Below are 7,428 nucleotides of genomic sequence, written 5' to 3'. Positions count from 1 at the left end.
GTATCGGTGTAATCGCTCATAATTTGTTCGTCTTATTCAAGCATTCTGCCCTAGACAGCGGATGGCAGCGCTACCGAGTGGCAACAGTACGTTGGCGCCTGTTTCATCTGCCAGGCAAGCTCGTACGCCATGCTCGCTCGCTAGTACTCAAGATCGCAACCGAGTCCGTCGAGTTATTCCAAAACATCCGTACTAAAAGCTACCAATTGGCCCAATCCCTCGCTCCGTAACTGACCCGTTCCTTTATCTACTTGGCGCCGCCTCACCGCGGAAAGGGCAATCTCGTCCTCAAAAAGCTAAAATGTTCCCACAACAATGAAAATAGCAATGTGATGTACATACACGCCATCAAATCCACTGTTTTCTGCCCGCTTTCGTTTTTGCGATCATGCTTCGGGACATCCGCGGGAGAAATTAAAAATTCAATCGCGGAATTTGGGTTATATGTATGTCTTGATGACCCCTCCTGGTAGCGGATCCAAGTTTCAGCGCCTGGTAGATAGTGTTTCCAATGACTACTGCTCACATTTCGACATTACTATCTTCCGAAAATCTCTGTCTTGGCGACATCAAAAGAAGCGCCTCGATGATAAGCGCGGTCGGAAGTCATTGCATTCAGCGTACCGATCACCATAATCAGGCGTGTACGACCAAGGGAATCTGATTGCCCCTGAAAAAACGCTACCCCGCAGTTTTATGAACCATTCGAGTTAACTTTTTCGATCTCAATTTTGTGAAATAGATATCGGTTCCTGGCAATACCGGCTCAATTCATCCAATGAAAAAAATCGGCATGTCATGCCATGTCCGATTCTCGATTAACTCCGCATTGCGCAACTTATCTCAGTTTTGCAACGATGCAATAATTGGACAGGAGACATTATCTTTTCGTGTATGGCAGGCATGTAAAAGTGCGGATAACGCAGCCTCCAGACGCTTCAGTTCTTCCAATTTTTTATGTACATCTTTTAGTTTGACCTCAGTCAAATAGTAGACTTCATTGCAGTGAGTGCCGTCTTCCAACCGCAGCAATTCACTGATTTCACTCAAACTAAAGCCAAGCCTTTGGGCAGACTTTATAAATCTTACGCGCTGCACATCAACTTTGCTGTAACGGCGAATGCCGCCATAGGGCTTAGCCGGTACCGGTAACAAGCCTTTATGTTGATAGAAGCGGATCGTTTCCGCACTGACCCCGGCTGCTTTGGCGAATGCACCAATGGTTAGATTCTCCAAATTATTTTCCATTACGCTTGACTCCGTACTTGACTACAGGAATAAATTTACAGCACCTGTTAAATTTTTAAAAGGAGAAATAGATGGTCGATTTAATTTCTTGAAATCATTGAATTACTAATCCATTTTTATTGCAAAATGAGGATATATCATCATGAAAAATAAGGATTATCAAAATTGTATTGAAGCTTGCCTGGCTTGTCTTATGGCTTGCGAGGATTGTGTAGACTGTTGTATCGGTTCGGATAGAGAGAAATGCCTGCGTCTATGTATGGATTGCGCAGAAATTTGCCAGCTTTGCGCTCGCCTTATGGCTCGCAATTCAAGTATTGCCCAGAAAATATCCGCACTCTGTGGGGAGATATGTAATTTATGTGCGGAAGAATGTGGAAAGTATGACGAAGATCGCTGTCAAAAATGCGCCGAGATGTGCAGAAAATGTGCAGATATGTGCCGCCAGATTGGTTAGCACGCGAAAAAGACGGATCTGGATTTTAATCTTGGAATCCAGATCCGTTCCAAACATGTTTTCTTTCTTTCCATAACTCCGTCTGCGGCATCTGAAATTTTTAAAAGGAGAAATGTATATGACCGAGCCACAACAAGGGCGCGGCGCCCTCGCCGCCGGAGGGCTGGCCGCTATCCTCGCTTCGGTTTGCTGTCTGGGGCCGCTGGTATTGATCAGCCTGGGATTTGGCGGCGCCTGGCTCAGTAACCTGAGGGCGCTGGAGCCGTATCGACCGATCTTCCTTGGCGTAGCGCTGGTAGCCCTGTTCTTCGCCTGGCGCCGGATCTTCCGGCCTGCTGTGGATTGCGCGCCAGGACAAATATGCGCTGTCCCGCAAGTGAAAATGACATACATAATTATTTTCTGGACGGTGGCGGCGCTGGTGCTGTTAGCGTTGGTTTTTCCCTATTTGTTGCCACTTTTTTACTAATCAGGAGATCGATCATGAAAAAATTAACTGTTTTACTGCTGCTGATGACCGCCGTCCTGAGCACACCTGCCTGGACAGCCATGCAGACCGTTACCCTGTCAGTGTCTGGCATGACTTGCGCCGCCTGCCCGATCAGCGTGAAAAAAGTGCTCTCGAGGGTGGAAGGCGTGCAGCAAACTGAAGTCAGCTATAAGAAACAGGAAGCCACTGTCACCTTCGACGATACCAGAACCCATGTCGAAGCCTTGCTCAAAGCTGCCGGAGACGCCGGTTACCCGGCGACGGTTAAGGAATAATCATGGATAAATACACCAAGTGGTTGCGGATCGGTATCGGTGACTCGATTATCGTCGCACTTTGCTGCTTCACGCCCATTCTGGTCGTGCTGCTCGGCGTGCTCGGTCTATCTGCCTGGGTCGGTTGGCTCGACTATGTGTTGTTTCCGGCATTAGCGATTTTCATTATCATCACGATATATGCCTGGCAGCGACGCCGCCAGGCGCTGGCTTGCTGCGCACCCAATCACAAAGACGAGGGAGAGAAGCCATGATTGAACTTGTTATCGAAGGCATGACCTGCGCTTCATGCACCGAGCATGTCAAACAGGCATTGGAGAAGGTTCCCGGCGTGCAAGAGGTGCGAATCTCTTATCCAGCGGGGCGGGCCGAAATAGAAGTGGGTACGGGTGTAGCTGTCGAAGCACTGGTTGCAGCCGTAACAACACTTGGCTACCAGGCGTCATTTGTCGACGCGCCCACCAAGGTAACTAATTTCCACGACAAAACACTCGGCTCACCAGCAACCGGAAACAAGCATGGCAGCGCAGATCGCCAGTTGCACATCGCCGTGATCGGCAGTGGTGGGGCCGCGATGGCGGCGGCATTGAAAGCAGTTGAGCAAGATGCGCGCGTGACACTGATCGAGCGCTCTACTCTTGGCGGCACTTGTGTCAATATCGGCTGCGTGCCCTCCAAAATCATGATTCGTGCAGCTCACATCGCACACTTGCGCAAAGAAAGCCCATTCGATGGCGGCATGTCTGCAAGCCTGCCTATCATCCAGCGCGAGTGGTTGCTCGCTCAGCAACAGGCACGCGTCGATGAACTACGGTATGCAAAGTACGAAAGTATTCTGGAGGACAATCCAGCTATAACGGTATTACAGGGTGCAGCTCGCTTCAAGGATAGTCAAAGCTTGACCGTGCGACTGAATGAAGGAGGCGAGCGAACGGTAAGATTCAACCGTTGCCTGATCGCTACTGGGGCAAGCCCAGCCGTGCCGCCTATTCCTGGCCTGAAAGATACCCCCTACTGGACTTCTACTGAAGCGCTGGTAAGCGACACCATTCCACCGCGCCTGGCAGTGATCGGCTCGTCGGTGGTGGCGGTTGAATTAGCGCAAGCCTTCGCTCGATTGGGAAGCAAGGTGACGATGCTGGCGCGCAGCACGCTATTCTTTCGCGAAGACCCGGTCATCGGCGAAGCGCTCACAGCCGCTTTTCGCACCGAGGGCATTGAGGTACTGGAGCACACGCAAGCGAGCCAGGTTGCGCATATAGACGATGAATTCGTGTTGACCACCCCGCACGGCGAGCTACATGCCGACAAGCTCCTGATCGCCACTGGTCGAGCACCCAATACACGCGAGTTGGCATTGGATGTGGCGAGCGTTACCACCAATGCCCAGAACATGATCGTAGTTGACAACGGCATGCGCACCAGTCATCCACTTATCTATGCCGCCGGCGACTGTACCAACCAGCCGCAATTCGTCTATGTTGCGGCAGCGGCTGGTACCCGTGCGGCCATCAACATGACCGGTGGTAAAGCAGAGCTGGATCTAACGACCATGCCAGTCGTGGTGTTCACTGACCCACAGGTTGCTACTGTCGGATTGTCCGAACAGGAAGCGCACTTCAAGGGGATTGAGACCGACAGCCGAACGCTTACCCTCGACAACGTGCCCCGCGCGCTCGCCAACTTCGACACGCGTGGCTTCATCAAGCTCGTCGTCGAGGAAGGTTCGCGCCGGCTGATCGGCGTGCAAGCGGTCGCACCGGAGGCAGGCGAATTGATTCAGACCGCAGCGCTGTCGATTCGCGCCAGAATGACTGCGGAGGAACTGGCTGATCAATTGTTTCCTTACCTGACAATGGTCGAGGGGTTGAAACTTGCGGCGCAAACCTTCAGCAAAGATATCAAATATTTGTCCTGCTGCGCTGGGTAAGTCAAGGTGTAACATGCCGAATGACAAAAATCCGCCATAAACAAGTCTGCCATTAACTAAGAAAATGGCTGCTGGCATTTTGCCAGCACCATTTCGCGCAGCACTGCTTCTTCGGCGCTAAAGGCATCAACTGCCTGCGGATCAAATTGACTTCCTTTCATGCGTAGAATCTCTGCCTTGGCAACATCAAAAGTTGCACCTTTACGATAAGTGCGATCGGAGGTAATTGCATCCAGGGTGTCGATCACCATAAACAGGCGTGCGCCCAAAGGAATTTGATCACCGTGCAAACTCCTCGGATAGCCCGTGCCATCATAGCGCTCCTCATGACAGAGAATGATATTGGCCGCATCTGCCATACCGGGTATTTGCGATATGAGGTGGTAGCCTTTCTCGGGATGAGTATGTAACTCACTCCATTCAGCCTCGCTCAAAGGACCAGGCTTTAATAAGATGGCGTCCGGTACGCCAATCTTGCCGATGTCATGTAATAGCGCTCCCCAGTAAATCTGCTGCAACATATTTGACTCCGCAATAAAACGGCGCGCGAGCACCATAGTATGGCAAGCAACACGCTTGGAATGCAGACCCGTCTCGTGTTCACGCAAATCCAGCGCACTCACCAGCGTTTCTGCCAGCAGGCTAAACATATCTTCCTGCCTAGCGCAGACGTCTTTGATTTTGAGCAAACAATGTTCGGAGCAATAGGTTTTACCCTTAGATACAAAAGATTGTTGTGCAATCAATTTGCCACAATGCTGGCAAAATACTTCCACATGATTTCCTGTCTGTTCATTTTGATGATTGTTTAGCATAGATACATTTCCTGTTAATTAGGATCATGCATTTATTTGCTACCAATGCTTGCCGAACGATAGCGAATGACTTTCCTCAATTCCAACACGATCAGCGGAATGAAGCCTGCTGCAAACCAGCCTGCGCACTGGGCAAGTGTAATCGGTTCGATCTTGAACAATGCTTGAAACACTGAAATATGGTGTATCGCCAACTGCAGGGCGAAGCCTGCTGCCACAACGAGAAATAGCCGTAAATTTGAAAATAGACTGATTTCCCAAACAGTGCGCTGTTCACTTCGTGCCCCGAAAGCGCGCAGCAGGCCGGCAATCACCAATACGGTGAACGCAGCATCACGAGCTTGTTCCAGGCTGCTACCCATGAGGTAGAGCTCATAGGCAAATACACCGAGTGTGACACTCGCAGTCAACGAGCCGGTAAAGAGCGTCATTTTGATTAAATCCCGGCTAATTAAGGGTGCTTGTGAAGATCGGGGTGGACGATTCAACACGCCCCGGTCAATCGGATCGGTCGACAAAGCCAGCGCCGCAAAACCATCCGTTACCAGATTGATCCACAAAAGATAAAGTGGTAACAGCGGCAATGGCCAACCGAGTAGAATCGCAATCAACATCACGATTAATTCGCCGGCACTGCTTCCGAGCAAATAGGCCAATGTTTTCGCAATGTTGTCATAAATGCCTCGACCCTCTTCTACCGCTGCAACAATGGACGCGAAGTTATCATCGGTGATAATGATATCTGCCGCTTCTTTGGTCACTTCGGTGCCAGTCAACCCCATAGCGATTCCGATGGAGGCTTCCTTGATCGCAGGGGCATCATTCACGCCATCCCCGGTCATAGCTACCACTTTGCCCCGCCCCTTCCAGGCACGCACGATGCGCAGCTTGTGCTCGGCAGTCACACGCGCATAAACAGAAACCCGTGCGATGCGCGCTCTTAGCGCTTCCTCATCCAGCCGATCGAGCTCATTGCCAACCAGAATTTCGTCACCCTTGCCCAGTATGCCCAATTCATAACCAATGGCCCGCGCAGTATCAGGGTGGTCACCCGTGATCATCACAGCTTTGATGCCAGCGCGCTTACACTTGGCCACGGCTTCCTTTGCCTCTGCACGTGGCGGATCCTGCAAACCGATGAGCCCCAGAAAAATAAGCTCCTTTTCGATTTCATTATCACTTACCGCCGTGCCTTTCTCAAAGCCGGGGTTTGTCAGTGGGCGTTCAGCAATGGCAAGCACGCGCAATGCCTCTTCTGCCAGTAATTTATTGGCATCAAGCAATCGAGTGCGATCAGCTTCGCTTAATGGTTTGACGCCTTGCTCGGTACGGATCAAGGTGCAACGGCTAAGAATCACTTCCAGTGCGCCTTTTACAAATGCCCACGGCTGCTCTTCCTGCTTGCGGATAATGGTCATGCGTTTGCGCTCAGAGTCAAATGGCAGCGTAGCCAGTCGCGGCATTTCCGTTTCGATCGCTTGCCGGGTGATATTAGCTTTAGCGGCAGCAACCAACAAGGCGCCTTCAGTGGTGTCCCCCACCACGATAGGTCGATCATTCACAAAGGCCAGTTCTGCGTCGTTGCAAGCTGCCGCAGCTCGCAGCAAGGCGAATAGTTGCGGGTCTTCGGAAGGCACACGTTCAGTATTGCCCGTAATGAATACGCCCTCGGTCGCATAACCCTCACCCGTGATGCGATACCTACTGTCCGCAGTAATCAACTTGCGCGCAGTCATTTCACCCATGGTCAAGGTACCGGTCTTGTCGGTACAGATCACCTCAGCGCAACCCAGCGTTTCGACCGCAGCCATATGTCGCACCAACGCATTGCGCAGCACCATGCGCTGTACCCCCAATGCGAGTGCGATAGTGACTACCGCTGGCAGTCCCTCGGGAATGGCGGCGACCGCCAAACTCACCGTACTCAGAAAAAGCTCGAATGGTGCAATGCCGCGCAGCCATCCCAGACTAAAAATCAGCGTGACTATGCCTAAACAAGCCCACAATAAAAAATGCCCTGCTTTATCGAGTTTTCGTTGCAGTGGAGTTTCTCCGCTTTCGGCAGTCTCCAGCAATTTGGCGATACGGCCCAGTTGCGTCTCCATACCGGTATTGACTACGATTGCGCGACCAGAACCGTTAGTCACACTAGTACCGAGAAAAACCATGTTCTGTTGCTCCGCTAGCGGCGTTTCTAGAGGCAGTGTATCAGT

General features: G+C 51.3%; 8 protein-coding genes and 1 pseudogene. 6 read left to right on the top strand and 3 right to left on the bottom strand.

The features are described from left to right. A pseudogene (locus J5I83_RS01280) lies at positions 1-230 on the top strand (IS1380 family transposase); the annotation flags it as partial. Positions 231-843: 613 nt separating this feature from the next. Here J5I83_RS01280 and merR read toward each other — a convergent pair. Beyond that, on the bottom strand, positions 844-1,248 hold the full coding sequence (merR, locus tag J5I83_RS01275) for an Hg(II)-responsive transcriptional regulator (RefSeq protein ID WP_090700545.1): 405 nt from the start codon (positions 1,246-1,248) through the stop codon (positions 844-846). A 142-nt stretch (positions 1,249-1,390) separates the two neighbouring features. On the opposite strand from merR, the gene J5I83_RS14455 reads away from it, so the two are divergent. The 5 genes from J5I83_RS14455 to merA all read left to right on the top strand — a co-directional run bounded on the left by J5I83_RS14455 (position 1,391) and on the right by merA (position 4,400). After that, positions 1,391-1,705 carry a four-helix bundle copper-binding protein gene (locus tag J5I83_RS14455; RefSeq protein ID WP_090700547.1) on the top strand — a complete coding sequence of 105 codons (315 nt, stop codon included), beginning with the start codon at positions 1,391-1,393 and terminating at the stop codon, positions 1,703-1,705. A 118-nt stretch (positions 1,706-1,823) separates the two neighbouring features. After that, positions 1,824-2,174, top strand: coding sequence for a mercuric ion transporter MerT (gene merT / locus J5I83_RS01265; protein ID WP_090700548.1), 351 nt, complete (start codon positions 1,824-1,826; stop codon positions 2,172-2,174). A gap of 14 nt (positions 2,175-2,188) precedes the next feature. After that, on the top strand, positions 2,189-2,470 hold the full coding sequence (merP, locus tag J5I83_RS01260) for a mercury resistance system periplasmic binding protein MerP (RefSeq protein WP_090700550.1): 282 nt from the start codon (positions 2,189-2,191) through the stop codon (positions 2,468-2,470). A gap of 2 nt (positions 2,471-2,472) precedes the next feature. Then, the gene (gene merF, locus J5I83_RS01255) at positions 2,473-2,724 is read left to right on the top strand and encodes a mercury resistance system transport protein MerF (RefSeq protein ID WP_090700551.1); all 252 of its coding nucleotides are present in this window, start codon (positions 2,473-2,475) and stop codon (positions 2,722-2,724) included. Then, positions 2,721-4,400 (top strand): mercury(II) reductase, encoded by a 1,680-nt coding sequence (merA, locus tag J5I83_RS01250; protein WP_090700553.1) that lies wholly within the window; start codon positions 2,721-2,723, stop codon positions 4,398-4,400. Before merF ends, merA begins: the two co-directional genes overlap by 4 nt. Positions 4,401-4,456: 56 nt before the next feature. On the opposite strand, the gene J5I83_RS01245 is transcribed toward merA, so the two are convergent. Both J5I83_RS01245 and J5I83_RS01240 read right to left on the bottom strand, forming a co-directional pair. After that, the gene (locus J5I83_RS01245; protein ID WP_211753416.1) at positions 4,457-5,215 is read right to left on the bottom strand and encodes an HD-GYP domain-containing protein; all 759 of its coding nucleotides are present in this window, start codon (positions 5,213-5,215) and stop codon (positions 4,457-4,459) included. Between the two features lie 32 nt (positions 5,216-5,247). Further along, a partial coding sequence (locus J5I83_RS01240) for an HAD-IC family P-type ATPase (RefSeq protein ID WP_304052653.1) occupies positions 5,248-7,428 on the bottom strand: 2,181 nt, incomplete at its 5' end.

Origin of the sequence: Nitrosomonas communis, assembly GCF_024102715.1 — a bacterium.
GTDB lineage: Bacteria > Pseudomonadota > Gammaproteobacteria > Burkholderiales > Nitrosomonadaceae > Nitrosomonas > Nitrosomonas communis_B.
Note: the sequence above shows the minus strand (reverse complement) of the source record. Positions and strands in the feature narration are given on the sequence as shown.